Annotated in this window: 3 protein-coding genes and 1 pseudogene; all 4 read left to right on the forward strand. The window is 41.1% G+C overall.

Going from position 1 to position 1,911, the window contains the following annotated elements:
* Positions 1-688, forward strand: a 688-nt coding sequence (locus HMPREF2696_RS11580; protein ID WP_210383749.1) for an RHS repeat-associated core domain-containing protein, incomplete at its 5' end; no start/stop codon positions are given.
* A 9-nt stretch (positions 689-697) separates the two neighbouring features.
* Positions 698-1,018, forward strand: coding sequence for a hypothetical protein (locus HMPREF2696_RS11735; RefSeq protein WP_249967822.1), 321 nt, complete (start codon positions 698-700; stop codon positions 1,016-1,018).
* On the forward strand, positions 958-1,332 hold the full coding sequence (locus HMPREF2696_RS02140) for an Imm43 family immunity protein (protein WP_249967823.1): 375 nt from the start codon (positions 958-960) through the stop codon (positions 1,330-1,332). The genes HMPREF2696_RS11735 and HMPREF2696_RS02140 overlap by 61 nt, the downstream gene beginning before the upstream one ends.
* Before the next feature lie 306 nt (positions 1,333-1,638).
* A pseudogene (locus HMPREF2696_RS11665) lies at positions 1,639-1,911 on the forward strand (type IV secretion protein Rhs); the annotation flags it as partial.

Genomic DNA, 1,911 nt, shown 5'->3' on the forward strand with positions numbered 1-1,911 from the left:
CAATCTTTTGTGGTACGGCGAATACACCGCTTGGGGCCGTCTGAAAAAGGACGAGCGCGTCTATCGGAACGCGCACCAGCCGTTCCGGTTGCAAAACCAGTATTGTGATCAAGAGACAGGGCTGCATTACAACCTGATGCGGTATTACGAGCCAGAGGCCGGGCGGTTTGTGAATCAGGACCCGATTAAATTAATTGGTGGAGATAATCTATATCAGTTTGCTCCAAATACTCAAGAATGGATTGACCCATTGGGGGAGAGTGGCTATCGCTTGCGTAAGAGTATGGAATCTCAGGGAATGTTCCGTCCAGCTTCTTCTTGGCAGACACACCATTTAATTCCACAGGCAGTTTGGAAAGAAAACAAAGCATTTTTTAATAGTATTGGCATGAAAGGCAAAGGATTAGGCAGAGATAGTTGGACTAATGGTCTGTATATGCCTTCAACTGAAGCAGATGCTCGAAGTTCACTTAGAGAATTTTTCCATCGAGGGTCTCATAAGAACTATAATGATAGTGTAAGTCGCGAGTTACAAAAAATAAGAGGCGAATTCCAACAAGGAAAGATTACAGCAGCACAAGCACGAAAACGTGTGCAGAATTTACAAAAAAGGTTGAAAAAACGCTTAAGTAAGTCTTTATCCGTTGGAGGGTGCGCATCTACCAACTCGCCCAAACGATTAGATTAGGAGGATATTATGAAAAAATTACTAGTATGGGGATATGCCCTACAAAGCATGGATAAAGCAGAAAAAATGGGGTTGCCACGAGTAAGTAGTGGAGCTGTGGGTATATCAGAGAAGTTTAACCCTAAAAAAACGCATCCTGATTTTGACTTTCCGTGGAGTTGGTTTGTAAAGGGACAAGAAATCCCGAAAATGCCTGAAAAAGTTTATGTCTGCTTAAAAAAGCAAGGAGTGTTACTTTTGATTTTCTGCCATATAGTGACTTCTTTATTATGTCAGCGCGTTTTTTGGAATTTATTAAAAAATACGGGTTTGACCATAATTTTGGCATGAGCAAGGTAGTTGTTGTCAATACAAAAGGCGAGCTATTGACAGATGAAACCTATTATTTAATAAGAATAGTTAGCTGGGAAATTGAGAATGAAATTGTTTACCCGGATTTAGGATTAAATGAAGAAGATTTTTCGCTTGAAGCATACACTAATTCGGATAAGGATATTTTATTGTCTTCCAATCATAATTATTCAGGAGCATTTATGGTATCAGAAAATTTAAAAGACAAAATATTGGAAAATTTTTCTTTGCCTTTTCTTTATTCTTTGGAAGAGTGGAAAGAATTGAACAATTTAGACAGTTATTGGGATTAATATTAATTGATTAATATAAATCGATTAATATTAATCAAAGAAGTGTTGGATGAACTTTTTTCTATGTTAGCAAGCCGTAGCCCCACACAAAACCTTCAGTCCCAACGTAGCAAGCCGTAGCTTGCACAAAATCTTCAGTCCTGACGCAGGGTGTGTGTGCGGTACGCACTCACACGGTTTCCGCTTTTCGGACGATCTTAATACTTTCTTTGAGGCCGTCTGAAATATTGGTTCTTTAATAATCCGATTATTGATCAGCATCAAGGTCGTCTGAAACACAACTTTTAGACGGCCTTTGTTGCTATTGTGTTCAACCGTCGCTACGCCTACGACTACATTTACGACAAAATCGGACGCATTCAAGAAGCCCGCAACAGCCAAACCGGCCGCAGCGAAACCTTTGCCTTCGACCCCGCCCACAACATCCTTTCCGACAAAGCCGCCGAAGGAAAGGGCGGCAACCTTAGCAGCGGTAACCGCCTCAAAGAATACAACGGCATCGAATACACCTACGACGCATTGGGCAATCTGATCTACCGCCAGCTGCCCAATGGCGAAAACCAATATTACCAATACGAT

The sequence above is a fragment of the Neisseria sp. HMSC058F07 genome, from assembly GCF_001810035.1.
GTDB classification, from domain to species: domain Bacteria; phylum Pseudomonadota; class Gammaproteobacteria; order Burkholderiales; family Neisseriaceae; genus Neisseria; species Neisseria perflava.